This window comes from Escherichia sp. 10290 (assembly GCF_030295155.1).
Classification (GTDB): Bacteria; Pseudomonadota; Gammaproteobacteria; order Enterobacterales; family Enterobacteriaceae; genus Escherichia; species Escherichia coli_F.
On the sequence record NZ_AP025741.1, the window covers coordinates 4,233,495 to 4,259,349 of the forward strand.

19 protein-coding genes are annotated in these 25,855 nt (G+C 51.3%); 11 read left to right on the forward strand and 8 right to left on the reverse strand.

The features are described 5' to 3' along the window. Positions 1 to 315 precede the first annotated feature (315 nt). Positions 316 to 1,938: a phosphoenolpyruvate carboxykinase (ATP) gene (pckA, locus tag QUE74_RS21475; protein WP_001298201.1), complete on the forward strand. Its 1,623-nt coding sequence runs from the start codon at positions 316 to 318 to the stop codon at positions 1,936 to 1,938. 52 nt (positions 1,939 to 1,990) lie between these two features. On the opposite strand, the gene QUE74_RS21480 is transcribed toward pckA, so the two are convergent. From QUE74_RS21480 to ompR, 5 genes are all read right to left on the reverse strand, one after another. Then, positions 1,991 to 2,563, reverse strand: coding sequence for a hypothetical protein (locus QUE74_RS21480; RefSeq protein WP_248698354.1), 573 nt, complete (start codon positions 2,561 to 2,563; stop codon positions 1,991 to 1,993). Between the two features lie 50 nt (positions 2,564 to 2,613). Continuing rightward, positions 2,614 to 3,144: a hypothetical protein gene (locus QUE74_RS21485; protein WP_000617564.1), complete on the reverse strand. Its 531-nt coding sequence runs from the start codon at positions 3,142 to 3,144 to the stop codon at positions 2,614 to 2,616. A gap of 37 nt (positions 3,145 to 3,181) precedes the next feature. Beyond that, a complete protein-coding gene (locus tag QUE74_RS21490; protein WP_001177604.1) occupies positions 3,182 to 4,465 on the reverse strand; it encodes an SMI1/KNR4 family protein in 1,284 nt (427 codons plus the stop codon). A 163-nt stretch (positions 4,466 to 4,628) separates the two neighbouring features. After that, complete coding sequence (gene envZ / locus QUE74_RS21495; RefSeq protein ID WP_001253705.1) at positions 4,629 to 5,981, reverse strand: two-component system sensor histidine kinase EnvZ; 1,353 nt, start codon at positions 5,979 to 5,981, stop codon at positions 4,629 to 4,631. Continuing rightward, on the reverse strand, positions 5,978 to 6,697 hold the full coding sequence (gene ompR, locus QUE74_RS21500; protein ID WP_001157751.1) for an osmolarity response regulator transcription factor OmpR: 720 nt from the start codon (positions 6,695 to 6,697) through the stop codon (positions 5,978 to 5,980). Before ompR ends, envZ begins: the two co-directional genes overlap by 4 nt. A gap of 227 nt (positions 6,698 to 6,924) precedes the next feature. Between ompR and greB the strand changes: the two genes are divergently transcribed. The 6 genes from greB to rpnA all read left to right on the forward strand — a co-directional run bounded on the left by greB (position 6,925) and on the right by rpnA (position 14,151). Next, on the forward strand, positions 6,925 to 7,401 hold the full coding sequence (gene greB, locus QUE74_RS21505) for a transcription elongation factor GreB (protein WP_000856744.1): 477 nt from the start codon (positions 6,925 to 6,927) through the stop codon (positions 7,399 to 7,401). A gap of 96 nt (positions 7,402 to 7,497) precedes the next feature. After that, positions 7,498 to 9,819 carry a Tex family protein gene (locus QUE74_RS21510; RefSeq protein WP_000980750.1) on the forward strand — a complete coding sequence of 774 codons (2,322 nt, stop codon included), beginning with the start codon at positions 7,498 to 7,500 and terminating at the stop codon, positions 9,817 to 9,819. 439 nt (positions 9,820 to 10,258) lie between these two features. Beyond that, a complete protein-coding gene (gene feoA, locus QUE74_RS21515; RefSeq protein ID WP_001200455.1) occupies positions 10,259 to 10,486 on the forward strand; it encodes a ferrous iron transporter A in 228 nt (75 codons plus the stop codon). Positions 10,487 to 10,502: 16 nt separating this feature from the next. Beyond that, positions 10,503 to 12,824, forward strand: a complete 2,322-nt coding sequence (gene feoB / locus QUE74_RS21520; RefSeq protein ID WP_000737014.1) for a Fe(2+) transporter permease subunit FeoB — start codon at positions 10,503 to 10,505, stop codon at positions 12,822 to 12,824. Positions 12,825 to 12,834: 10 nt separating this feature from the next. Beyond that, positions 12,835 to 13,071, forward strand: a complete 237-nt coding sequence (gene feoC / locus QUE74_RS21525) for a [Fe-S]-dependent transcriptional repressor FeoC (RefSeq protein WP_000157586.1) — start codon at positions 12,835 to 12,837, stop codon at positions 13,069 to 13,071. 201 nt (positions 13,072 to 13,272) lie between these two features. Then, a complete protein-coding gene (rpnA, locus tag QUE74_RS21530) occupies positions 13,273 to 14,151 on the forward strand; it encodes a recombination-promoting nuclease RpnA (RefSeq protein WP_000039089.1) in 879 nt (292 codons plus the stop codon). 28 nt (positions 14,152 to 14,179) lie between these two features. Here the strand turns inward: rpnA and bioH are convergent, their stop codons facing one another. Further along, on the reverse strand, positions 14,180 to 14,950 hold the full coding sequence (gene bioH, locus QUE74_RS21535; RefSeq protein ID WP_001060062.1) for a pimeloyl-ACP methyl ester esterase BioH: 771 nt from the start codon (positions 14,948 to 14,950) through the stop codon (positions 14,180 to 14,182). 37 nt (positions 14,951 to 14,987) lie between these two features. On the opposite strand from bioH, the gene gntX reads away from it, so the two are divergent. The 3 genes from gntX (at position 14,988) to gntT (ending at position 17,973) form a co-directional block, all read left to right on the forward strand. Next, positions 14,988 to 15,671 (forward strand): DNA utilization protein GntX, encoded by a 684-nt coding sequence (gene gntX, locus QUE74_RS21540; protein ID WP_001355000.1) that lies wholly within the window; start codon positions 14,988 to 14,990, stop codon positions 15,669 to 15,671. 58 nt (positions 15,672 to 15,729) lie between these two features. After that, positions 15,730 to 16,305 (forward strand): Fe-S biogenesis protein NfuA, encoded by a 576-nt coding sequence (nfuA, locus tag QUE74_RS21545; protein WP_000619389.1) that lies wholly within the window; start codon positions 15,730 to 15,732, stop codon positions 16,303 to 16,305. Positions 16,306 to 16,656: 351 nt separating this feature from the next. Then, entirely contained in the window at positions 16,657 to 17,973 is a 1,317-nt protein-coding gene (gene gntT / locus QUE74_RS21550) for a gluconate transporter (RefSeq protein ID WP_001131758.1), read from the forward strand. Positions 17,974 to 18,017: 44 nt separating this feature from the next. Here the strand turns inward: gntT and malQ are convergent, their stop codons facing one another. Together malQ and malP are read right to left on the reverse strand one after the other, a co-directional pair. Beyond that, positions 18,018 to 20,102 carry a 4-alpha-glucanotransferase gene (gene malQ / locus QUE74_RS21555; protein ID WP_000444298.1) on the reverse strand — a complete coding sequence of 695 codons (2,085 nt, stop codon included), beginning with the start codon at positions 20,100 to 20,102 and terminating at the stop codon, positions 18,018 to 18,020. Positions 20,103 to 20,111: 9 nt separating this feature from the next. Then, positions 20,112 to 22,505: a maltodextrin phosphorylase gene (gene malP / locus QUE74_RS21560; RefSeq protein WP_000081880.1), complete on the reverse strand. Its 2,394-nt coding sequence runs from the start codon at positions 22,503 to 22,505 to the stop codon at positions 20,112 to 20,114. Positions 22,506 to 23,128: 623 nt separating this feature from the next. Here malP and malT point away from each other — a divergent pair. Continuing rightward, the gene (gene malT / locus QUE74_RS21565; protein ID WP_000907017.1) at positions 23,129 to 25,834 is read left to right on the forward strand and encodes an HTH-type transcriptional regulator MalT; all 2,706 of its coding nucleotides are present in this window, start codon (positions 23,129 to 23,131) and stop codon (positions 25,832 to 25,834) included. Positions 25,835 to 25,855 lie beyond the last annotated feature (21 nt).

A 25,855-nucleotide genomic window follows, 5' to 3' on the forward strand; every position in this document is an offset into this window, starting at 1 on the left:
TTCAGAAAATAATCAAAAAAAGTTAGCGTGGTGAATCGATACTTTACTGATTGAATTTGCATCAATTTCATTCAGGAATGCGATTCCACTCACAATATTCCCGCCATATAAACCAAGATTTAACCTTTTAAGAACATTTTCCACACCTAAAATGCTATTTCTGCGATAATAGCAACCGTTTCGTGACAGGAATCACGGAGTTTTTTGTCAAATATGAATTTCTCCAGATACGTAAATCTATGAGCCTTGTCGCGGTTAACACCCCCAAAAAGACTTTACTATTCAGGCAATACATATTGGCTAAGGAGCAGTGAAATGCGCGTTAACAATGGTTTGACCCCGCAAGAACTCGAGGCTTATGGTATCAGTGACGTACATGATATCGTTTACAACCCAAGCTACGACCTGCTGTATCAGGAAGAGCTCGATCCGAGCCTGACAGGTTATGAGCGCGGGGTGTTAACTAATCTGGGTGCCGTTGCCGTCGATACCGGGATCTTCACCGGTCGTTCACCAAAAGATAAGTATATCGTCCGTGACGATACCACTCGCGATACCTTCTGGTGGGCTGATAAAGGCAAAGGTAAGAACGACAACAAACCTCTCTCTCCGGAAACCTGGCAGCATCTTAAAGGCCTGGTGACCAAACAGCTTTCCGGCAAACGTCTGTTCGTTGTCGACGCTTTCTGTGGTGCGAACCCGGATACTCGTCTTTCCGTCCGTTTCATCACCGAAGTGGCCTGGCAGGCGCATTTTGTCAAAAACATGTTTATTCGCCCGAGCGATGAAGAGCTGGCAGGTTTCAAACCAGACTTTATCGTTATGAACGGTGCGAAGTGCACTAACCCGCAGTGGAAAGAACAGGGTCTGAACTCCGAAAACTTCGTGGCGTTTAACCTGACCGAGCGCATGCAGCTGATTGGTGGCACCTGGTACGGCGGCGAAATGAAGAAAGGGATGTTCTCAATGATGAACTACCTGCTGCCGCTGAAAGGTATCGCTTCTATGCACTGCTCCGCCAACGTTGGCGAGAAAGGCGATGTTGCGGTGTTCTTTGGTCTTTCCGGCACCGGTAAAACCACCCTTTCCACCGACCCGAAACGTCGCCTGATTGGCGATGACGAGCATGGCTGGGATGACGACGGCGTGTTTAACTTCGAAGGCGGCTGCTACGCGAAAACCATCAAGCTGTCGAAAGAAGCGGAACCTGAAATCTACAACGCTATCCGTCGCGATGCGCTGCTGGAAAACGTCACCGTACGTGAAGATGGCACTATCGATTTTGACGATGGTTCAAAAACCGAGAACACCCGCGTTTCTTATCCGATCTATCACATCGATAACATCGTTAAACCGGTTTCCAAAGCGGGCCACGCAACTAAAGTTATCTTCCTGACCGCAGACGCCTTTGGTGTGCTGCCGCCGGTTTCTCGCCTGACTGCCGATCAAACTCAGTACCACTTCCTCTCTGGCTTCACCGCCAAACTGGCCGGTACTGAACGTGGCATCACCGAACCGACGCCAACCTTCTCCGCTTGCTTCGGCGCGGCGTTCCTGTCGCTGCACCCAACTCAGTACGCAGAAGTGCTGGTGAAACGTATGCAAGCGGCGGGTGCGCAGGCATATCTGGTTAACACTGGCTGGAACGGTACTGGCAAACGTATCTCCATTAAAGATACCCGCGCCATTATCGACGCTATCCTCAACGGTTCGCTGGATAACGCAGAAACCTTCACTCTGCCGATGTTTAACCTGGCGATCCCGACTGAACTGCCGGGCGTAGACACTAAAATCCTCGATCCGCGTAACACCTACGCTTCTCCGGAACAGTGGCAGGAAAAAGCTGAAACGCTGGCGAAACTGTTTATCGACAACTTCGATAAATACACCGACACCCCTGCGGGTGCCGCGCTGGTAGCGGCTGGTCCAAAACTGTAATCCGATAAGTTAAGCGACGAAATCCCCCGTTTCACCAGATACGGGGGATTTTTTATTTTCTGTCAGAATTAAACGGGACAAACAGATAATCCAGCGAGTGGCGTGTTTCACGAAAAAACGTATCCAGTTCAGGCTGCGCTTTTATCGCGCTGGCGGGAATGAAAATATCGCAAAACGCTTTCGTCGCTTCTCTGGGAAAACTCTTCGGTAAATGCAGAAAAAGCCACAAATAATCTTCTTCATAGTCAATGCTATACAAATCTTCCCAGCGAAGTATGCCCTGCTGATGAGATTCATAAAAAACAATCCCCTCGAAATAAAACGCATAACGCACGGGTTTCGTAAAAGTAACTTGCTTTGTTTTTGACTTAAAATCGTTAATTCTTCTGCTGATTAACAGGAACATTGATAAGAGGAGTGGCAACATTAATAGAAGAATTAACGTACTGATTGCGTTGAGTTTAAAGTCATGAGAAGGTTTCAACCATTGTGGGATCATGGGCAATATAGCCAATAAGCCAGCGGTTCCAATTCCCCATTTAAACCCTTTAAAACGCTTTTTAATGTAACAGGTATAATGCTTAACGGCAGCGTTGAAGGTGGTTGGGCTGTAGTGGATTTGCACTGTACCGAGGTAATGTGCGGTTTGTGGATCAAAGGGGCAAGGGGGGCTATTCATTCTACTCGCCAGGAGCGCTCACAGGCGCTTACGTCATCATTAATATATGCATTCAGGTAATCATTAAGATCTTTATAACGTGATTCCCCATTGCAGTCATAAACCCAGACCTCTGGCTCAACGGTACTATCTAGCCAAAGGAGAAAAACCATTTCATAACTGTAATCACTACCGGCAAAAAGTGACAGGCGATGAGAACGAAATAGTCCCAAGGCATGGTTATCCCAATTATCACTTGAAGCTACAGCATTCATTTTGATTTCATCAAGAAACGTATCTTCTATGTGTTCCTGCCAAAGCGTTTCCATGTCACTTATACTTAGCCAGCTTCCATGTGTAGCGCTTAACCAACGTCCACAATGTGCAAAACGCGCCTGCAACATAGGGCTGGCCTTCTGCCAGACACCGTTTTTCAATGTCGGGATCCGGCCATCAAACGCAGTGCTTGCAGGTTCAGGAACAACATTGAATGGGCCATCAAATGCTAACCTATTATTTATCGCTTGCTGAATATGTTCCCTGATCATATTTTTCTCCGCGTTAGATCATTTCTGAACCATTAATTTATGGCTTATGTCCCCACGTCCTGAGATAGTAGTTTTCTCGTAAAATGGTCAGTTCAGGGAAACGAGTTGCAGCTTCATCAACCAATGGTGGAATACGATTATCTTTAACTTCAATGAGCAACAAAATAGCCTTCCTTACATTCTCCATCTTTGATGATGCAAAAAGCGGTAATACCAACTCAACGAATCCTCGGCTTTCATTGAAATCAGGCGCCTTACTCATCGCCCACAATAATGTTTGCTGACGGTCATCAGTGATACGTTCGAGAAGCGGCAGAAAAGTATCATATTTATTATACTCTGTTTCTCGTATAGCAAAGACAGCTGAGGATAGAGTGTCATCGTCAAGTTCAGGCATTATTATTAACAGTGAATGAATATAATCCTCAATATTCACCACACTATCTCTACAGGCAAAACGGAGATCTTTAATAGCAATATCACGTAATTCACCTGGCATTGTAAAATAGAGTCGAAAAATATCTGCAGCACAAGAACCTTTTTTTTGGCGTAATCTTGTGAATGCCTCTTCACACAATTCTTTATCATTCTCTGTGCGGCAAACATGTTCCCAAAGGGCAAAAGTTTCGGGTTCTATCTGTGGAAAACGGCATAGCGAGAATAAAATGGATCTACGTAAATCCGGGATTTTCTCAGTTAAAAACCACTCACGCAGTTGAATTTGCGTTCCTGGCAAACTTCTATCGAAACCCTTCATACTCATGCCAGCAATAAAATCGTCCAGCCAGCGTTCATACCAGTTGAGGAAATTTTTATCATATATAAAATCAAACGGATAATCTTCATCACCATCAGTCAGCATTAACCTTCCGCGATACTGCCCCGTCACCACCAGGCAAATATCATAAGTACATCCCAGGGTGAGAATGGTCAATGCGCCGTCAAAAAAACTATATTCTTCATCATCTTCTGTACGGCCAGCATTCAACACATCAACATCCTGCTGCGTCATATAAAGCGGTACAGGGCTTTCTTTTGTTATATCGCCATAAATATCTGTACCGCCTAAAGATTCAAGACCGTAGGCATGTGCCGGACCGCCATTAGCGATATAGCGAAGAAAAATTCGATATTCCCGTGGCAAAGTGACGCTATGTTTTTTCTCCCAGGAAGCTATTTCCGCCTCGCTGGCAGGCTTCGGCCATTGATATTTCCAACCTTCAGAACCGAATAACTTACATTCAGGATCCAGTGCGGCAATGCGTGGGATTTTTTCTTTTATACGAGCAATCTGTGCTTGTTCTTCGTTGGTAAGTTGCATCAAGCTATTCCTTTAGTGTGCCTTTACTAATCAGGATACGCTAGCCTGCAATCAGCTTACAGTACACTTTACTTCGTATGGTGCCGATGTCTGAAACCGTATTCATTCAGTAGATACTGAGTGCACAAAATAAAACAGGAGGCTCCTTCTCCTCCCGTTTTATTTACCCTTCTTTTGTCGTGCCCTGCGCCCGCGTTACCGGCATTGGCAGCCAGGCGCGAATGGAAAGCCCACCCCGTTCGCTGGTGCCAAGCTCCAGCATGCCGTTATGGTTATCCACGATACGCTGCACAATTGCCAGGCCTAATCCCGTGCCGCTAATGGTGCGCGCACTGTCGCCGCGGACAAACGGCTGGAACAAGTGCTTACGCTGTTCCGGCGCAATTCCCGGACCGTCGTCTTCTACCTGGAACCAGGCGCGATTCGGCTCCGTGCCGCTGCTGACTTTAATCCAGCCGTTGCCGTAACGAGCAGCGTTCACCACCATATTCGCCACTGCACGTTTGATCGACAGCGGGTGCATTTTCACTTCAATGCTGCCGGGGTAAAGCGCGGTTTCAATTTCCCGCTCATAGCCACTTTCGGCAGCAATCACCTCACCGAGCACTGCGTTGAGATCCGCCATTTCCATCGGCATCTCCTGCCCGGTGCGCAGGTAGTCGATAAACTGTTCAATGATGGCATTGCACTCTTCGATATCTTTATTGATCGATTCTGCCAGGTAGCCATCCTGCTCGCTCATCATCTCGGTCGCCAGACGAATACGTGTCAGCGGCGTGCGCAAGTCGTGGCTTACCCCTGCCATCAGCAACGTGCGGTCATCCGCCAGTTGCTTAACACCAGCCGCCATATGGTTAAAGGCGCGGGTAACGGAACGCACCTCCGAAGCGCCATACTCACGCAGCGGCGGCGGAATAATCCCCTTACCCACCTGCAAGGCAGCGTGTTCGAGATCGACCAACGGTCGGTTCTGGATACGAATAAATAGCCACGCCCCACCTATCGCCAATAGCATAATCGCCAACGTATAGCGGAACAGCGGGGAGAAATCGCCCTGATGAATTTCGGTCAGTGGCACGCGTACCCAGATATTGGGCGACAGCCAGGTTTTCAGCCAGACGACAGGCGAGCTTTTGTTGACCTCAACGCGTACTTCCGTCGGGCCGCCCAGTTGTTGCGCCATCTGATGGCTTAAGAATTCATAGTGTTGCGCCCAACGCAGCCCTGCCTCTTCGGCAGCTTCGTTGGAATAGAGAGAGATCCCCAGCTCACGGTAGATCTCCCGACGGAAAGCGGGAGGCACAACCAACTGCGTGCCGTCCTCCAGTTGCAGTTTGTCGGTCATCAACATACGCACTTCGTACGCGAGGACTTTATTAAACTGCTGGAGGCTCGGCAAAATCGCGAAGTTCAGCACCACCAGATAAGTCGTCACCAGGCTGACGAACAGCAAGGTGACGATGAGCAATAATGTACGGGCAAATGAACTTCGTGGCGAGAAGCGCAATCGCCTCATGCTTTAGAACCGTCCGGCACGAAAACGTAGCCCAGACCCCAAACGGTCTGAATGTAACGCGGATGCGCTGGATCTTCTTCCACCATGCGGCGCAGACGCGAGATCTGCACGTCGATGGAACGTTCCATTGCGGAGTATTCACGACCACGGGCAAGGTTCATCAGCTTATCGCGGGATAGCGGCTCACGCGGATGGCTAACCAGCGCCTTCAGTACCGCAAACTCACCGCTGGTGAGCGGCATTGGCTCATCTTCACGGAACATTTCACGCGTCCCGAGGTTGAGTTTGAACTTACCGAAAGCAATTACCGCCTCTTCCTGTGACGGCGCACCCGGCAGTTCGTTCGCCTGACGACGCAGCACCGCACGAATGCGGGCCAGCAGTTCACGCGGGTTAAACGGTTTTGGAATGTAGTCGTCAGCGCCAATCTCCAGGCCAACGATACGATCCACTTCTTCCCCTTTCGCCGTCACCATAATGATCGGCATCGGGTTGCTCTGGCTACGAAGACGTCGGCAAATCGACAAGCCATCTTCACCAGGTAACATCAAATCCAGTACCATAAGATGGAAAGATTCACGAGTCAGCAGGCGATCCATCTGTTCTGCATTAGCGACGCTTCGAACCTGGAAGCCTTGTTCGGTGAGATAACGTTCCAGCAGCGCACGCAGGCGCATGTCGTCATCGACCACCAGAATCTTGTAGTTCTCTTGCATTCTTTGTACTCCCAAAGGTTCGCAACAATTTGTAAGCGTGTATTCTTAAAAAAGCTTACGTTCGTCACCAGCTAAATCTGGTATGAATTTCAGCCTAAATTGTTACAAAGCATATTAAACAGCAGCTTAAGTATACAATTTATTCGGCGAAACATTATTGATTCTGTTGATATGATCACGTTATACCCAATGTGCGCATTATCAAACAGACAAAGGGAATCAACGAGATGAAAACGCCCCTGGTTACCCGGGAAGGGTATGAAAAACTCAAACAAGAGCTAAATTATCTCTGGCGTGAAGAGCGCCCGGAGGTCACAAAAAAAGTGACCTGGGCTGCAAGTCTGGGCGACCGCAGCGAAAATGCTGACTATCAGTATAATAAAAAGCGTCTGCGTGAAATCGACCGTCGCGTGCGCTATCTCACTAAATGCATGGAAAATCTCAAAATCGTCGATTACTCCCCGCAACAGGAAGGCAAAGTCTTTTTTGGCGCATGGGTGGAGATTGAAAACGACGATGGCGTGACTCACCGTTTTCGCATTGTCGGCTACGATGAAATTTTTGGCCGTAAAGATTACATCTCTATCGATTCCCCAATGGCCCGCGCATTGCTGAAAAAAGAAGTGGGCGATCTGGCAGTGGTCAATACCCCTGCCGGGGAAGCGAGCTGGTATGTTAATGCTATCGAGTACGTGAAACCGTAAGGAAGAGTCTTAACCTCCTGCCGATGGCTGGCATTTTTGCCAGCCAGTCCGTATAACTATCCCCTGATTTTTGATCCGAAAAGATGAACTCAAACCATGATGAATGATTCGTTCTGCCGCATTATTGCGGGTGAAATTCAGGCGCGCCCGGAACAGGTTGACGCTGCCGTTCGCCTGCTTGACGAAGGGAATACTGTGCCGTTTATCGCACGTTATCGTAAGGAAATCACCGGCGGTCTGGATGACACGCAGTTGCGTAATCTGGAAACGCGTCTGAGCTATCTGCGCGAGCTGGAAGAGAGACGTCAGGCAATCCTCAAGTCCATTTCCGAGCAAGGCAAACTGACCGACGAACTGGCGAATGCTATCAACGCCACCTTAAGTAAAACCGAACTCGAAGACCTCTACCTGCCCTACAAACCTAAACGCCGCACCCGCGGGCAAATCGCCATTGAAGCAGGGCTTGAGCCGTTGGCCGACCTACTGTGGAACGATCCGTCGCACACGCCAGAAGTCGCCGCTGCACAATATGTTGATGCCGATAAAGGCGTAGCAGATACCAAAGCCGCGCTGGACGGCGCGCGCTATATCCTGATGGAACGGTTTGCCGAAGATGCCGCGCTGCTGGCGAAAGTGCGTGATTATCTGTGGAAGAACGCGCATTTGGTTTCTACGGTGGTGAACGGTAAAGAAGAGGAAGGGGCGAAATTCCGCGACTATTTCGATCATCACGAACCGCTGTCAACGGTGCCTTCTCACCGCGCGCTGGCGATGTTCCGTGGGCGTAACGAAGGCGTACTCCAACTTTCGCTGAATGCCGATCCGCAGTTCGACGAACCGCCAAAAGAGAGCTACTGCGAGCAAATCATCATGGATCACCTTGGCCTGCGCCTGAACAATGCCCCGGCGGATAGCTGGCGCAAAGGCGTGGTGAGCTGGACGTGGCGCATCAAGGTGCTGATGCATCTGGAAACCGAACTGATGGGCACAGTGCGTGAACGCGCGGAAGATGAAGCAATCAACGTCTTTGCCCGTAACCTGCACGATCTTCTGATGGCGGCCCCTGCCGGACTGCGTGCAACGATGGGCCTCGATCCGGGTCTGCGTACCGGGGTAAAAGTAGCGGTAGTCGATGCGACGGGTAAACTGGTGGCGACCGACACCATTTATCCGCACACCGGACAAGCCGCAAAAGCAGCGATGACCGTTGCTGCCTTGTGTGAAAAACATAACGTTGAACTGGTGGCAATCGGTAACGGTACGGCTTCCCGCGAAACCGAGCGTTTCTATCTCGACGTTCAGAAGCAGTTTCCGAAAGTGACCGCACAGAAAGTGATCGTCAGCGAAGCAGGCGCGTCGGTTTACTCGGCTTCCGAACTGGCGGCGCAGGAGTTCCCGGATCTCGATGTTTCGCTGCGTGGCGCGGTGTCTATCGCCCGTCGTTTGCAGGATCCGCTGGCGGAGCTGGTGAAAATCGATCCGAAATCTATCGGCGTAGGTCAGTATCAGCATGACGTCAGCCAGACGCAGCTGGCCCGCAAACTGGATGCAGTAGTAGAAGACTGCGTAAACGCCGTTGGCGTCGATCTCAACACCGCTTCCGTTCCGCTGTTAACCCGAGTGGCGGGCCTGACGCGCATGATGGCGCAAAACATTGTGGCCTGGCGCGATGAGAACGGCCAGTTCCAGAACCGCCAGCAACTGTTAAAAGTGAGCCGCCTGGGGCCAAAAGCCTTCGAGCAGTGCGCAGGCTTCTTGCGCATTAACCACGGTGACAACCCGCTGGACGCCTCTACTGTTCACCCGGAAGCCTATCCGGTGGTGGAACGCATTCTGGCAGCAACACAGCAGGCACTGAAAGATCTGATGGGTAACAGCAGCGAACTGCGTAACCTGAAAGCGTCTGACTTTACTGATGAGAAATTCGGTGTGCCGACGGTAACTGACATCATCAAAGAGCTGGAAAAACCGGGTCGCGATCCGCGTCCGGAATTTAAAACCGCCCAGTTTGCCGATGGCGTCGAGACAATGAACGACCTGCAACCGGGTATGATCCTCGAAGGTGCGGTGACCAACGTCACCAATTTTGGTGCTTTTGTTGATATTGGCGTACATCAGGACGGCCTGGTTCACATCTCTTCATTGTCGAACAAGTTTGTGGAAGATCCGCATACCGTGGTGAAAGCGGGCGACATTGTGAAGGTGAAAGTGCTGGAAGTGGATCTTCAGCGTAAACGTATCGCCCTGACTATGCGTCTGGACGAGCAGCCTGGCGAAACCAACGCCCGTCGCGGGGGCGGTAATGAACGCCCGCAAAACAACCGCCCGGCAGCCAAACCGCGCGGGCGTGAAGCGCAGCCTGCCGGTAATAGCGCAATGATGGATGCGCTGGCGGCAGCAATGGGCAAAAAACGTTAAACGCCCTGATAGACAAACGTAAACCTGCCAGATAAGGCGTTCACGCCGCATCTGGCAACGAACGCCATGCCTGACATAAAAATGCCGGAGAATATCTCCGGCATTTTTATTCCACAACCAAACTCACACTATATTTCGTCAATATTTATCACTTCATTAACAAATGAAACCTTAATTAAACATTAACCCGCCCTGATAATTCGCCATTCGAATTATATTTTCGCTGCGATATAACCTTGAGCCACATCAACATTCACGCAGATTATTATCTAAACCAACATTCGCACACATTTTAAGTATTGCTGATAGAAACCATTCTCATTATCATTGTGTTGTTGATTATTTAATCTCTCCTTCGTTGGCAAATCATCTGGTCTCATGTCGCTGTCAAACGCCCCATGAGGTAGTTATCCAGTTAATGAGAAACAAGTAGGCACCTATGCAATACACTCCAGATACTGCGTGGAAAATCACTGGCTTTTCCCGTGAAATCAGCCCGGCATATCGCCAAAAACTGCTTTCTCTTGGCATGTTACCTGGCTCCTCTTTTAATGTGGTGCGCGTCGCTCCACTTGGCGACCCCATTCATATCGAAACCCGTCGTGTGAGCCTGGTATTACGCAAAAAAGATCTGGCCTTATTAGAAGTGGAAGCGGTTTCCTGTTAATACGGTGATAACAACAATGAAAAAATTAACCATTGGCTTAATTGGTAATCCAAATTCTGGCAAGACAACCTTATTTAACCAGCTCACTGGCGCACGTCAGCGTGTAGGTAACTGGGCTGGCGTTACCGTCGAACGTAAAGAAGGGCAATTCTCCACCACCGATCATCAGGTCACGCTGGTGGACCTCCCCGGCACCTATTCTCTGACCACCATCTCATCGCAGACCTCGCTCGATGAGCAAATCGCCTGTCACTACATTTTGAGTGGCGACGCTGACCTGCTGATTAACGTGGTGGATGCGTCTAACCTTGAGCGTAACCTGTACCTGACGCTACAACTGCTGGAACTCGGCATTCCCTGCATCGTGGCGCTGAACATGCTCGACATTGCCGAGAAGCAAAATATTCGCATTGAAATTGATGCTCTGTCGGCGCGTCTTGGCTGCCCGGTGATCCCGCTGGTTTCAACTCGTGGTCGCGGTATTGAAGCGCTCAAGCTGGCGATTGATCGCTATAAAGCTAACGAGAATGTGGAACTGGTGCATTACGCACAGCCGCTGCTCAACGAAGCAGATTCACTGGCAAAAGTGATGCCTTCCGACATCCCGCTCAAACAACGTCGCTGGCTGGGCCTGCAAATGCTGGAAGGCGATATCTACAGCCGCGCCTACGCCGGTGAAGCGTCGCAGCATCTTGATGCCGCCCTCGCCCGTCTGCGTAATGAGATGGACGATCCGGCGCTGCACATTGCCGATGCGCGTTACCAGTGCATTGCTGCCATCTGTGATGTGGTAAGCAACACCCTGACGGCAGAACCCAGCCGTTTCACCACTGCGGTAGATAAAATCGTGCTCAACCGTTTCCTCGGTCTGCCGATTTTCCTCTTTGTGATGTACCTGATGTTCCTGCTGGCTATCAACATCGGCGGGGCGTTACAGCCGCTGTTTGACGTCGGCTCCGTGGCGCTATTTGTGCATGGTATTCAGTGGATTGGCTACACGCTCCACTTCCCGGACTGGCTGACTATCTTCCTCGCCCAGGGCTTGGGTGGCGGTATTAACACCGTTCTGCCACTGGTGCCACAGATCGGCATGATGTACCTGTTCCTCTCCTTCCTCGAGGACTCCGGCTATATGGCGCGTGCGGCGTTTGTGATGGACCGTCTGATGCAGGCGCTGGGCTTGCCCGGGAAATCCTTTGTACCGCTGATCGTTGGTTTCGGTTGTAACGTACCGTCGGTAATGGGCGCACGTACGCTTGATGCACCGCGTGAACGTCTGATGACCATCATGATGGCACCGTTTATGTCCTGCGGCGCGCGTCTGGCTATCTTCGCCGTATTCGCGGCTGCCTTCTTCGGGCAGAACGGTGCGCTGGCGGTCTTCTCGCTGTATATGCTCGGTATTGTGATGGCGGTGCTGACTGGCCTGATGCTCAAGTACACCATCATGCGCGGTGAAGCGACGCCGTTTGTCATGGAGCTACCGGTCTACCATGTACCACACGTTAAAAGCCTGATTATCCAGACCTGGCAGCGTCTGAAAGGCTTCGTTCTGCGTGCTGGTAAAGTGATTATCATCGTCAGCATTTTCCTGAGCGCTTTCAACAGCTTCTCTCTGAGCGGGAAAATCGTCGATAACATCAACGACTCGGCACTGGCTTCTGTCAGCCGGGTGATCACCCCAGTTTTCAAGCCGATTGGTGTACATGAAGATAACTGGCAGGCAACGGTTGGCCTGTTCACGGGCGCAATGGCGAAAGAAGTGGTGGTGGGTACGCTCAACACCCTCTACACCGCAGAAAATATTCAGGACGAAGAGTTCAATCCGGCGGAATTTAACCTCGGTGAAGAGCTATTCAGCGCGGTAGATGAAACCTGGCAGAGTCTGAAAGACACCTTCAGTCTTAGCGTACTGATGAACCCCATTGAAGCGAGCAAAGGCGACGGTGAAATGGGTACCGGAGCGATGGGCGTGATGGATCAGAAATTTGGAAGCGCAGCAGCTGCTTACAGCTACCTGATTTTCGTTCTGCTGTATGTACCGTGTATCTCGGTGATGGGGGCCATCGCCCGTGAATCAAGCCGTGGCTGGATGGGCTTCTCCATCCTGTGGGGGCTAAATATCGCTTACTCGTTGGCAACATTGTTCTACCAGGTCGCCAGCTACAGCCAGCATCCAACTTACAGTCTGGTATGCATTCTGGCGGTTATCCTGTTTAACATCGTGGTCATCGGTTTGCTGCGTCGCGCACGTAGCCGGGTCGATATCGAACTGCTGGCAACACGCAAATCGGTAAGCAGTTGCTGTGCAGCCAGCACCACTGGCGATTGCCACTAAGGATACAGCAATGGCTTCGCTCATTCAGGTGCGTGATTTGCTGGCATTACGGGGCCGTATGGAAGCGGCCCAGATAAGCCAGACACTGAACACCCCGCAGCCAATGATTAACGCCATGCTGCAACAGCTGGAAAGTATGGGCAAAGCCGTGCGGATTCAGGAAGAACCTGACGGCTGCCTCTCTGGCAGTTGTAAAAGCTGCCCGGAAGGCAAAGCCTGTCTGCGTGAGTGGTGGGCGTTACGTTAACCTTGTTTTACTACCTGTTTTGAAAGCCCGGTATGCGTTTGCAACCGGGCTTTTTTGCGTGCGGCTTTCCATAAAAATGCAACTCTTGCAGTACAACGTAAGTTCCTCTGAAAGCGTCTCGCAGGGATGAAAACTCGCTAATGCACAGGTGTGGAGTGGCGCGTAGAGTCGCGGCATTCAAACAACAGGTGAAGGAACGCCATGAGCAAAAAGCAGAGTTCCACCCCACACGATGCGCTGTTCAAACTCTTTTTACGCCAACCGGAGACGGCGCGCGATTTTCTTGCGTTCCATTTACCGGCACCTATTCACGCGCTCTGTGATATGAAAACCCTCAAGCTGGAGTCGAGCAGCTTTATTGATGACGATCTGCGTGAAAGCTATTCCGACGTGCTGTGGTCGGTGAAAACGGAACAAGGACCGGGATATATCTATTGTCTGATTGAACATCAAAGCACCTCAAACAAACTGATCGCATTTCGCATGATGCGTTACGCCATTGCCGCAATGCAAAATCACCTGGATGCCGGATACAAAACGTTGCCGATGGTGGTGCCATTGTTGTTTTACCACGGCATTGAAAGCCCATATCCCTATTCACTGTGTTGGCTGGATTGTTTCGCCGATCCCAAACTGGCCAGACAGCTTTATGCCTCTGCATTCCCGCTGATTGATGTCACTGTCATGCCTGATGATGAAATCATGCAGCACCGACGTATGGCGCTGCTGGAGTTAATCCAAAAACATATACGTCAACGCGACCTGATGGGGCTGGTAGAGCAAATGGCCTGCTTATTAAGTAGTGGATACGCTAATGACAGACAAATCAAAGGGCTGTTTAATTACATACTGCAAACTGGCGATGCAGTACGTTTTAATGATTTTATCGATGGTGTGGCCGAACGTTCACCGAAACACAAGGAGAGTTTAATGACTATTGCGGAAAGATTGCGGCAAGAAGGGGAACAATCCAAAGCCTTGCATATAGCCAAAATAATGCTTGAATCCGGAGTCCCTCTTGCGGACATCATGCGTTTTACCGGGGTGTCAGAAGAGGAGTTGGCTGCGGCGAGCCAGTAAAGTTCTGTCTCGCCATTTCAACAGCTGTCTACACCCTCTGCTTCAACGCCACCAGCAGGTGACAAAACTCGTCCGGATGCGAAATAAACGGCGCATGGGCCGCTTTGGCGAAGATGTACGACTCGCTGTGTGGCCAGAGTTTATCCAGCATCGGCACCACTTTGCGCGGCACCAGACCATCGAGATAGCCATACAATCGCAAAAACGGCATGGACACGTTTTGCAGCGGCTGGCGGAGATCGACCGTTTTCAGTATTTCCAGCCCACCATTGAGCACGTCAACCTTCGGCATCGGCAGCGCCAGAACGGTTTTCTTCAGCGCTCGCGCATCCTGGCGTGCCGTTTCAGTACCCATGGTTTGTAACGCCAGGAACCGCTCCACCGTACGCTGAAAATCTTCACTGAGTTGCTGCTGGAAACCAGCCAGCACGTCCGGTTTTATCCCCGGCCAATCGTCACGAGCACTAAAACATGGCGACGACGCCACGGTGACCAGCGCCTGAACCCGCTCGGGATGGGTTAACGCAATCTGGCTTGCCACCAGTCCGCCCAAACTCCAGCCTAACCAGATAGCTTTGTCCGGCGCTTGTCGCAGCACGACTTCAGCCATATCAGCAAGTGACATCGCACCAAATCCCTGGCTGCGCCCGAAGCCGGGCAGATCAACGAGATGCAGCGTAAAATGCGAGCTAAGTTCCTCATCAATGCAACGCCACACTTCGGCATTCAGTCCCCATCCGTGCAGCAGCACAAGATGAACATTCCCCTGACCTTTGGTCTGCCACCAGATGTTATTCATCCGCTATTGTTCTCTTTTTACTTACAAGGATGAACATATGCTAACAGTACCGGGATTATGCTGGCTATGCCGAATGCCCCTGGCGTTAGGTCATTGGGGGATTTGTTCGGTATGCTCTCGCGCCACCCGTACAGATAAAACGTTATGCCCACAATGTGGATTACCCGCAACACACTCCCATCTTCCCTGTGGTCGCTGCCTGCAAAAACCACCGCCGTGGCAAAGACTGGTCACGGTTGCCGACTATGCACCACCGTTAAGTCCGCTCATCCACCAGCTTAAGTTTTCCCGGCGTTGCGAAATCGCCAGCGCCCTGTCACGTCTGTTACTATTGGAAGTCTTACACGCTCGTCGCGCCACCGGTTTGCAATTGCCGGACCGCATCATCAGCGTGCCGTTATGGCAGCGGCGTCACTGGCGTCGGGGATTTAATCAGAGCGATTTGCTGTGTCAGCCGTTATCACGCTGGTTGCACTGCCAATGGGATAGCGAAGCCGTCACACGTACACGGGCCACTGCGACCCAGCATTTTCTTAGCGCCCGGCTGCGCAAACGCAACCTGAAAAATGCCTTTCGCCTTGAATTGCCGGTGCAAGGTCGCCATATGGTGATAGTGGATGATGTCGTTACCACCGGAAGTACCGTCGCAGAGATTGCGCAGTTGCTTTTACGCAATGGTGCGGCGACTGTCCAGGTCTGGTGCCTTTGTCGAACCTTGTAGAGCCTCGATGATGGGCGTATTATAACCAACTAAAATAGTCAACTATTAGGCCATTACTATGATCCGTATTTCCGATGCTGCACAAGCGCACTTTGCCAAACTGCTGGCAAATCAGGAAGAAGGGACACAAATCCGCGTATTTGTGATTAACCCTGGCACGCCTAACGCTGAATGTGGTGTTTCTTATTGTCCGCCGGACGCTGTGGAAGCCACCGACACTGCCCTGAAATTTGACCTGCTGACCGCGTATGTTGATGAGTTAAGCGCGCCTTACCTGGAAGATGCAGAGATCGACTTTGTTACCGACCAGTTGGGTTCTCAGCTGACGCTGAAAGCCCCAAACGCCAAAATGCGCAAAGTAGCTGACGATGCGCCGCTGATGGAGCGCGTGGAGTATATGCTGCAGTCGCAGATCAACCCACAGCTTGCCGGTCACGGTGGTCGCGTTTCGCTGATGGAAATCACCGAAGACGGTTACGCCATTCTGCAATTTGGCGGCGGTTGTAACGGTTGTTCAATGGTCGATGTGACGCTGAAAGAAGGGATCGAAAAGCAGCTGCTGAACGAATTCCCGGAGCTGAAAGGTGTACGCGATCTCACCGAACACCAGCGCGGCGAACACTCTTACTACTAAGTTATCCTCTCTTTTATAGATTGCCCGATGCGACGCTAAAGCGTCTTATCGGGCCGTCTGCCAGGCGTTGGCGCTACATTGCCTCGGCAAATCCAGTCCATACGTTTCCCCGCGATAATATGACCAACCTCTCATAATTTAAATTTACCCCGCTCTGGTGATTCTCAAACGCCAGATGTTACCCGTATCATTCACGTGGGTACCAAACATACTCCTGACATCTGACTACAATAATTAGTTTTAGTGGGTATCAGTCGTGGTGCCGCAATATCTCTGTTCCCGATTGGGATAATTAGAGTTTGTCGTCAGAAAATTGACGTTACCCATAACAAATGAAAGGCCAGGTAAATCATGCCATTAGTCATTGTTGCTATCGGTGTAATCTTGTTGTTGCTCCTGATGATCCGCTTCAAAATGAACGGATTCATCGCTCTCGTCCTCGTGGCGCTTGCTGTTGGATTAATGCAGGGAATGCCGCTGGATAAAGTTATTGGCTCCATCAAAGCTGGTGTCGGCGGGACGCTCGGTAGCCTTGCCCTGATCATGGGTTTTGGCGCGATGCTGGGCAAAATGCTGGCAGACTGCGGTGGTGCACAACGTATCGCCACCACGCTGATTGCCAAATTTGGTAAAAAACACATCCAATGGGCGGTAGTTTTAACCGGTTTTACTGTCGGTTTTGCCCTGTTCTATGAAGTGGGCTTCGTGCTAATGCTGCCGCTGGTGTTTACCATCGCGGCTTCCGCGAATATTCCGCTGCTGTATGTTGGTGTACCAATGGCGGCTGCGCTGTCTGTGACCCACGGCTTCCTGCCGCCACATCCGGGCCCAACTGCGATTGCCACCATTTTCAATGCCGATATGGGTAAGACCCTGCTGTACGGAACTATTCTGGCAATCCCGACCGTTATTCTCGCGGGTCCGGTTTACGCTCGCGTGCTGAAAGGTATCGATAAGCCAATCCCGGAAGGTCTGTACAGCGCGAAAACCTTCAGCGAAGAAGAGATGCCAAGCTTTGGCGTCAGCGTCTGGACTTCTCTGGTGCCGGTTGTGCTGATGGCGATGCGTGCAATTGCCGAAATGATCCTGCCGAAAGGTCACGCTTTCCTGCCGGTGGCGGAGTTCCTCGGTGACCCGGTAATGGCAACGCTGATTGCCGTGCTGATTGCGATGTTCACCTTTGGTCTGAACCGTGGTCGTTCAATGGATCAGATTAACGACACGCTGGTTTCTTCCATCAAAATCATCGCGATGATGCTGTTGATCATCGGTGGTGGCGGTGCGTTCAAGCAGGTGCTGGTAGACAGCGGCGTGGACAAATACATTGCTTCCATGATGCACGAAACCAACATTTCTCCGCTGCTGATGGCCTGGTCGATTGCCGCCGTACTGCGTATCGCGCTGGGTTCCGCAACCGTTGCGGCAATCACTGCGGGGGGTATCGCGGCACCACTAATTGCAACGACGGGTGTTAGCCCGGAACTGATGGTTATTGCGGTTGGTTCCGGTAGTGTGATTTTCTCTCACGTGAACGATCCGGGCTTCTGGCTGTTCAAAGAGTACTTTAACCTGACTATCGGCGAGACCATCAAGTCCTGGTCGATGCTGGAAACCATTATCTCGGTGTGCGGTCTGGTAGGCTGTCTGCTGCTGAATATGGTGATTTGATAACACTGACTGCCGGATGCATCGCATCCGGCATCAACCGCTCTCTACTGCTTCTTCGCAGCCGCTCTGCGCCGTCTGTCCAAATCCTTCAGCAACTTGTTCACGCCATCATCGGCAAACATCGACTCAAGCGTTGCAGAAAGCTTACGTCGCCAGTTTTTATACTGGTAACTGGTTCCGGGAATATTTACCGGTTCGGCCATATCCAGCCAGTCTTCTGGCTGTAGCCCTAACAGAGCACTGTTACTATCAGCGATATAACGTTGCAAACCACGATTAAGCATCGGCGTCATCGACATTAACGATGCCTTATGCCCCGCACGTTTTGGCAGGCAACCATGTTTATGCAGTGCATCCAGTAACCCTTGCTTCGCCAGTTCGCGATCCTGATACAGACCGCGCAATACCACTTCATCCGGGTACAGCCCCAGCGTTTTGCCCAGTGTTAAATCCCCGCTCTCCCAGTAGCCACGCAGTGTAGGCAGGTCGTGTGTCGCCGCAACCGCCATCGACTGCTCCGGATACGCTTTCGGCGCGCGGAATGTCTTCTCGTGGTCACTTTCGAAATAGAGCACTTTGTAGGAGTACACACCGCTGCTGCGCAGTTTACCGACAATCTCTACCGGTACAGTGCCGAGGTCTTCACCAATCACCATGCAGCGATGGCGCTTACTTTCGAGTGCCAGAATCGAGAGCAGATCATCTACCGGATAGTGAACATACGCGCCCTGATCTGCCGTCTCGCCATACGGTATCCACCACAAACGCAGCATCGACATCACATGGTCAATTCGCAACGCGCCGCAGTTTTGCATATTGGCACGCAACAGCTCGATAAACGGTTCATAGGCACGCGCGGTGATGATATGCGGATCCATCGGCGGCAATCCCCAGTTCTGCCCCAACGGGCCGAGGATATCCGGCGGTGCGCCCACCGACGCTTTCAGGCAATACAACTCCCGGTCGCACCAGGTTTCTGCTCCACCCTCTGCTACGCCAACCGCCAGATCACGGTACAAGCCAATCGGCATTTCATGGCCCTGGCTTATCTCCCAGCAGGCGGCAAACTGGCAGTAAGCCAGCCACTGCAACCAGAGATAAAAATCGACGTCATCACGATGTTCTTCGCAGAACTGACGCACTTCTGGTGAATCCACGTTCTGATACATCTCTGGCCATGCAGGCCAGCCCCAGCGCATTTCGTCTTCTTTCACTTGCTGGGCATGTAACGCGTCAAACGCCGCCTGCCAGAACAGGCTGTCGCCCTGCTCTGCAACAAACTGGCGAAACGCGGCCATCTGCTCATCATCACGTTGCGCAAAACCTTTCCACGCCATCCGCAATGCTGTCATTTTCAGCGCAGTAACGGTGGAGTAATCGACCCAGTCGGCATCCCGTGCCTGTTGCAGCGTCTGTTGCGTGGTCGGTAACTGCCACCAGGCCTGAGCCTCTTCGCTAAGATGGAAATCTTCGACGGCGTTAACGTCGATATAAACCACATTTAGCCAGCGACGAGAAGACGGGCTATACGGACTGGCACTTTCCGGATTTGCCGGATAGAGCGCATGAATCGGGTTCAGACCGATGAAAGCCCCGCCACGTTTTGCCACATCCACCAGCATCACTTTGAGATCGCCAAAATCCCCAATACCCCAGTTTTTTTCCGATCGCAGCGTATAAAGCTGGACGCAGGCGCCCCACAGTTTTTGTTTATTCAGCAACGCCTGCGGTTCGTAACAGCGTTTCGGGGCGACAATCACCCGACAATGCGCGCGCTGGTCGTCCTGGGTGAGTGTCAACGTGTGATAACCTTCCGGCAACTTCGTCGGTAAATTGAACGCTTTGCCCCCCGTTACATGGCCTTTGTACTGCGTTCCTTCTTCAGTGGTCAGCAGCCAGCTATACTCGCCGCTGCCCTCCACCGCCATCGGCATTTTTTTGCCGCTGATATAGACCATGACATTCGGGACTGGCGTTACCGCCACTTTCGTGGCGATACGTTGATGCATCGCGTCAAGCAAACGCCGTTTGGTTTCGGCGCTAATCGACTGCGGTTTACCGTGGGCATTGATGTAATTGGGGCTGATCCCCGCCGCCAGCGCGGCATTATCCAGACGTTTGCTTTCCATCGAGCTTCCTTAGCGTTTTGCCTGCCAGATACGAGCCTGATAATCGCGAATAGAGCGATCCGAGCTAAACATACCGCAGCGGGCGGTATTGAGGATCGCCGCGCGAGTCCAGGCCTCCTGGTCGCGGTACAGCACATCCACCTGCTTTTGTGCCTCTACATAGGCTGCGAAATCCGCCATTACCAGATACGGATCGCCGCCCTGTTTGCCGATACTGTGCAGCATCTGGTCGAAGGCATGCTTATCGCCGTCGCTGTATTTACCGCTTTCCAGCTCTTTCAATACTGCGTCCAGCACCTTATCTTTCTTCCGCCATTTCACCGGGTCGTAGCCTTTGGCCAGAATTGCCTTCACTTGTTCCACGGTATGACCAAAAATAAAGATATTTTCTTCACCAACTTTTTCGGCGATTTCGACGTTAGCACCATCCAGCGTACCGACAGTAAGCGCACCATTGAGCGCCAGTTTCATATTGCCGGTACCGGAAGCTTCTTTACCTGCAGTCGAAATTTGTTCGGAGATATCCGCCGCCGGGATCAGTTTTTCCGCCGCCGAAACGCAATAATCCGGCAGGAACACCACCTTCAACTTATCGCCAACCTGTGGATCGTTGTTGATCACATCAGCCACTTTGTTGATCGCAAAGATAATATTCTTCGCCAGGTAGTAGCCCGGTGCCGCTTTCGCGCCGAAGAGGAAGACGCGCGGTACGCGGTCAGCCTGCGGGTTTTCACGAATCTCTTTGTACAACGCCAGAATATGCAGCAGATTCAGGTGCTGACGTTTGTACTCATGCAAGCGTTTGATCTGAATATCGAAAATCGCCTGAGGATTGATCTCAATACCGGTACGAACTTTCACAAACTCCGCCAGACGGACTTTATTCGCCTGCTTGATCTCGCGATATTGCTGACGGAATTTCGCGTCATCAGCGAATTTTTCCAGATTGATCAGTTGATCGAGATCGTTAGCCCACTCTTTTTCCAGTGATTTATCCAACAGAGCCGCAAGTGCCGGGTTGCACTGTTTGATCCAGCGACGAGGGGTAATACCATTGGTGACGTTATGGAATTTGTTCGGCCACAGCTGGTGATATTCCGGGAACAGATCTTTCACCACCAGATCTGAATGCAGCGCCGCTACACCGTTCACCGCGAAACCGCCAACTACACACAGGTTCGCCATATGCACCTGTTTGTCGTGCACCACCGCCAGTTTGGCCCACACTTTGTCATCGCCCGGCCAGGTTTTCTCCACCAGCGTTTTAAAGCGAGTATTGATTTCGTTAATAATCTGCATGTGGCGCGGCAGTAAGCCTTTCACTAGCTTCACATCCCAGCGTTCCAGCGCTTCTGGCATAAGGGTATGGTTGGTGTAAGCAAAAGTTTTGCTGGTGATGGCCCAGGCGTCATCCCAGCTCATCTGATGCTCATCAATCAGCACGCGCAGCAGCTCTGGAATCGCGATAGTCGGGTGGGTATCGTTCAGCTGAATAACTTCGTAATCTGCCAGCTCGTGCAGTTTACGCCCCGCCAAATGATGGCGACGCAGAATATCCGCTACCGAACAAGCACACTGGAAGTATTGCTGCATCAGGCGCAGCTTTTTACCGGCAGTATGGTTGTCGTTTGGATAGAGAACTTTGGTCAGTTTTTCCGCGTTGATGCCCTGTTGTTCGGCACGCAGGAAATCACCGTCGTTAAATTTTGTCAGATCAAACGGATGCGCATGCGTCGCCTGCCACAGACGCAGCGGCTGCGCCACGCCATTACGATAACCGACAACGGGAAGATCCCACGCTTGACCGGTAATGGTAAATTCCGGCTCCCAGCGTCCGTCTTTCGTCACTTTACCGCCAATTCCTACCTGCACATCCAGTGCTTCGTTGTGGCGGAACCACGGGTAGTTACCGCGATGCCAGTCATCCGGCGCTTCAACCTGTTTGCCATCGACAAAAGACTGGCGGAACAAGCCATATTGATAGTTAAGACCATAACCCGTCGCAGACTGACCGACAGTTGCCATTGAGTCGAGGAAGCACGCAGCCAGACGTCCCAGACCACCGTTACCCAGCGCCGGGTCGATCTCTTCTTCCAGCAGGTCAGTCAGGTTGATGTCATAAGCCTTCAACGAATCCTGTACATCCTGATACCAGCCAAGATTCAACAGGTTGTTACCCGTCAGGCGTCCAATCAAAAACTCCATTGAGATGTAGTTAACATGTCGCTGATTGGCCACCGGTTTAGCGAATGGCTGGGCACGTAGCATTTCCGCCAGGGCTTCACTCACTGCCAGCCACCACTGGCGAGGGGTCATTTCAGCCGCAGAATTTAAGCCATAACGCTGCCACTGACGTGAAAGCGCTTCCTGAAATTGCTTATCGTTAAAAATAGGTTGTGACATAGGAGTTCCACTTTTCTTAGATTTTCAACACAACGTTATCGCTAGTTTGCCAGGCTCGATGTTGACCTTCCTCATCCTGCGGGGGATTAGGCAGGGAGGAGTTGCGGGGATGAGCAAGGAAATGTGATCTCGACCACTTAAACCTAGTGCAATCCACAGGATTAGCAGCAAATCAATGCCATACAGCGCAGAAAATCTGTATCTAAGTGCAAAAAATGGCCGTTGTGTATTTTCAAAAGGCGGAAGGTAACTCTATAAATTAAGTAAAGGAGTGAAACAGTTTCATAAGTAAAACATCCAGTTTGCTCCATCTCATTCTTAATAGGTTTATTAAGATCCTCTTTTTAGATGGCTCTTTCATCAGGAATTGAGAAGACTCCCTTGCTTAAATGAAACTGATGAACATGAGGAAAATACCGTAAAACCCAGTATTCTCGCTGCATCAGCGTCGTTATTAGGTGAGTTGTTAATAAACATTTGGAATTGTGACACAGTGCAAATTCAGACACATAAAAAAACGTCATCGCTTGCATTAGAAGGGTTTCTGGCCGACCTTATAACCATTAATTACGAAGCGCAAAAAAAATAATATTTCCTCATTTTCCACAGTGAAGTGATTAACTATGCTGATTCCGTCAAAATTAAGTCGTCCGGTTCGACTCGACCATACCGTGGTTCGTGAGCGCCTGCTGGCTAAACTTTCCGGCGCGAACAACTTCCGGCTGGCGCTGATCACGAGTCCTGCGGGCTACGGAAAAACCACGCTCATTTCTCAATGGGCGGCAGGCAAAAACGATTTGGGCTGGTACTCGCTGGATGAGGGCGATAACCAGCAAGAGCGTTTCGCCAGCTATTTCATTGCCGCCGTGCAACAGGCAACCAACGGTCACTGTGCGATTTGTGAGACGATGGCGCAAAAACGGCAATATGCCAGCCTGACGTCACTCTTTGCCCAGCTTTTCATTGAGCTGGCGGAATGGCATAGCCCACTTTATCTGGTCATCGATGACTACCATCTGATCACTAATCCGGTGATCCACGAGTCAATGCGCTTCTTTATTCGCCATCAACCAGAAAATCTCACCCTGGTGGTGCTGTCACGCAATCTTCCGCAACTGGGCATTGCCAATCTGCGTGTTCGCGACCAACTGCTGGAAATTGGCAGTCAGCAACTGGCGTTTACCCACCAGGAAGCGAAGCAGTTTTTTGATTGCCGCCTGTCATCGCCGATTGAAGCCGCAGAAAGCAGTCGGATTTGCGATGACGTTTCCGGTTGGGCGACTGCGCTACAGTTAATTGCCCTCTCCGCCCGGCAGAATACCCACTCAGCCCATAAGTCGGCACGTCGCCTGGCGGGAATCAATGCCAGTCATCTTTCGGATTATCTGGTCGATGAGGTTTTGGACAACGTCGATCTCGCAACGCGCCATTTTCTGTTGAAAAGCGCCATTTTGCGCTCAATGAACGATGCACTCATCACTCGTGTGACCGGCGAAGAAAACGGGCAAATGCGCCTCGAAGAGATTGAGCGTCAGGGGCTGTTTTTACAGCGGATGGATGATAGCGGCGAGTGGTTCTGCTATCACCCGCTGTTTGGCAACTTCCTGCGCCAGCGCTGCCAGTGGGAACTGGCGGCGGAGCTGCCGAAAATCCACAGTGCCGCCGCAGAAAGCTGGATGGCCCAGGGATTCCCCAGCGAAGCGATTCATCATGCACTGGCGGCAGGCGATGCGCTGATGCTGCGCGATATTCTGCTTAATCACGCCTGGAGTTTGTTCAACCACAGCGAACTTTCGCTACTTGAAGAGTCACTTAAAGCCCTGCCATGGGAGAGTTTGCTGGAAAATCCGCAGTTGGTGTTATTACAAGCGTGGCTGATGCAAAGCCAGCATCGCTACGGCGAAGTAAACACCCTGCTGGCTCGTGCTGAACATGAAATCAAAGACATCAGAGAAGGCACTATGCACGCAGAATTTAATGCTCTGCGCGCCCAGGTGGCAATTAACGATGGTAACCCGGATGAAGCTGAACGGCTGGCAAAACTGGCACTGGAAGAACTGCCTCCCGGCTGGTTCTACAGCCGCATTGTAGCAACTTCGGTGTTGGGTGAAGTATTGCACTGCAAAGGGGAACTGACCCGCTCGCTGGCGTTAATGCAGCAAACCGAACAGATGGCACGCCAGCACGATGTCTGGCACTACGCTTTGTGGAGTTTAATCCAGCAAAGCGAAATTCTGTTTGCTCAGGGTTTCCTGCAAACCGCGTGGGAAACGCAGGAAAAAGCATTCCAGCTGATCAACGAGCAGCATCTGGAACAGCTGCCAATGCATGAATTTCTGGTACGTATCCGAGCACAACTGTTATGGGCCTGGGCACGGCTGGACGAAGCCGAAGCATCGGCACGCAGCGGGATTGAAGTTTTGTCGTCTTATCAGCCACAGCAACAGCTCCAGTGCCTGGCAATGTTGATTCAATGCTCGCTGGCCCGAGGTGATTTGGATAACGCCCGTAGCCAACTGAATCGTCTGGAAAACCTGCTGGGAAATGGCAAATATCACAGCGACTGGATCTCTAACGCCAACAAAGTCCGGGTCATTTACTGGCAAATGACCGGCGACAAAGCTGCCGCCGCTAACTGGTTGCGTCACACAGCCAAACCGGAGTTTGCGAATAACCACTTCCTGCAAGGTCAATGGCGCAACATCGCCCGTGCACAAATATTGCTGGGCGAGTTTGAACCGGCAGAAATTGTTCTTGAAGAACTCAATGAAAACGCCCGCAGTCTGCGGTTAATGAGCGATCTCAACCGTAACCTGTTGCTGCTTAATCAACTATACTGGCAGGCCGGTCGCAAAAATGATGCCCAGCGTGTGTTGCTGGAGGCATTAAAACTGGCGAATCGTACCGGATTTATCAGTCACTTTGTCATCGAAGGCGAAGCGATGGCGCAACAGTTACGCCAACTGATTCAACTCAATACGTTGCCTGAGCTGGAACAGCACCGTGCACAGCGTATTCTGCGGGAAATAAATCAACATCATCGGCATAAATTCGCCCATTTTGATGAGAATTTCGTTGAACGTCTGCTAAATCATCCGGAAGTACCAGAATTGATCCGTACCAGCCCGCTGACCCAACGCGAATGGCAGGTATTGGGGCTGATTTACTCCGGTTACAGCAATGAACAAATTGCAGGCGAGCTGGAAGTGGCGGCAACCACCATCAAAACGCATATCCGCAATCTGTACCAAAAACTCGGTGTCGCCCACCGTCAGGCCGCGGTACAACACGCGCAGAAACTGCTGAAGATGATGGGATATGGGGTGTGAGTTTAGCCGGATAATACGTCG

Coding starts and splice junctions, on each gene's coding strand:
- pckA (WP_001298201.1), top strand. CDS start 316: ATGCGCGTTAACAATGGTTTGACCCCGCAAGAACTCGAGGCTTATGGT.
- nfuA (WP_000619389.1), top strand. CDS start 15,730: ATGATCCGTATTTCCGATGCTGCACAAGCGCACTTTGCCAAACTGCTG.
- greB (WP_000856744.1), top strand. CDS start 6,925: ATGAAAACGCCCCTGGTTACCCGGGAAGGGTATGAAAAACTCAAACAA.
- feoC (WP_000157586.1), top strand. CDS start 12,835: ATGGCTTCGCTCATTCAGGTGCGTGATTTGCTGGCATTACGGGGCCGT.
- ompR (WP_001157751.1), bottom strand. CDS start 6,697: ATGCAAGAGAACTACAAGATTCTGGTGGTCGATGACGACATGCGCCTG.
- malQ (WP_000444298.1), bottom strand. CDS start 20,102: ATGGAAAGCAAACGTCTGGATAATGCCGCGCTGGCGGCGGGGATCAGC.
- gntT (WP_001131758.1), top strand. CDS start 16,657: ATGCCATTAGTCATTGTTGCTATCGGTGTAATCTTGTTGTTGCTCCTG.
- rpnA (WP_000039089.1), top strand. CDS start 13,273: ATGAGCAAAAAGCAGAGTTCCACCCCACACGATGCGCTGTTCAAACTC.
- feoA (WP_001200455.1), top strand. CDS start 10,259: ATGCAATACACTCCAGATACTGCGTGGAAAATCACTGGCTTTTCCCGT.
- QUE74_RS21485 (WP_000617564.1), bottom strand. CDS start 3,144: ATGATCAGGGAACATATTCAGCAAGCGATAAATAATAGGTTAGCATTT.
- gntX (WP_001355000.1), top strand. CDS start 14,988: ATGCTAACAGTACCGGGATTATGCTGGCTATGCCGAATGCCCCTGGCG.
- feoB (WP_000737014.1), top strand. CDS start 10,503: ATGAAAAAATTAACCATTGGCTTAATTGGTAATCCAAATTCTGGCAAG.
- QUE74_RS21510 (WP_000980750.1), top strand. CDS start 7,498: ATGATGAATGATTCGTTCTGCCGCATTATTGCGGGTGAAATTCAGGCG.
- QUE74_RS21490 (WP_001177604.1), bottom strand. CDS start 4,465: ATGCAACTTACCAACGAAGAACAAGCACAGATTGCTCGTATAAAAGAA.
- envZ (WP_001253705.1), bottom strand. CDS start 5,981: ATGAGGCGATTGCGCTTCTCGCCACGAAGTTCATTTGCCCGTACATTA.
- malP (WP_000081880.1), bottom strand. CDS start 22,505: ATGTCACAACCTATTTTTAACGATAAGCAATTTCAGGAAGCGCTTTCA.
- bioH (WP_001060062.1), bottom strand. CDS start 14,950: ATGAATAACATCTGGTGGCAGACCAAAGGTCAGGGGAATGTTCATCTT.
- malT (WP_000907017.1), top strand. CDS start 23,129: ATGCTGATTCCGTCAAAATTAAGTCGTCCGGTTCGACTCGACCATACC.